Annotated in this window: 1 protein-coding gene; it reads left to right on the forward strand. The window is 41.5% G+C overall.

The genetic code is table 11. The features are described 5' to 3' along the window. Positions 1–511 (forward strand): thrombospondin type 3 repeat-containing protein (locus AC4AGG_RS16790; RefSeq protein ID WP_489773169.1); only part of this gene is annotated, 511 nt, incomplete at both ends.

The raw sequence follows: 511 nt of genomic DNA on the forward strand, positions 1-511 counted from the left end.
GAATTCGATAGTAATCAAAAGAGCTTATGATGGGGCCGTTCTTGCCCAATTTGATTTAGGAACAACTACTTCAGCTGTACAATCTGGCTTTACTGCACTTCAGGTGGTGGGATCAGGCACACCCGCTGTAGGATCATATCCAACAGGCACACTTGCTGTAAGTTGTACTGGTGGAAATCTGGACACTGATGGAGATGGGGTTGCTGATTACTTAGATTTGGATAGTGATAATGATGGTTGTCCAGATGCATTAGAAGGTTCTGGAAATTATACATATAGTAATTTAGAAGGTTCTCAAAGATTGTCAGGAGGAGTTGACGCCTCCGGATTAGCTTTGATTACAAGTGGAGTAGCTCAAAGTATCGGAACAAGCAAAGATTCTACAACTCAGTCTGTAGAATGTTTGGGATGTTCCAATACTAGTAGCCTATTTACTGATGCTGATGGGGATCTAGTAGGTGACTTATGTGATATAGATTATGACAATGATGGGATTTTGGACGCAACAGAG

Source organism: Chryseobacterium sp. CG10_8 (assembly GCF_058117085.1).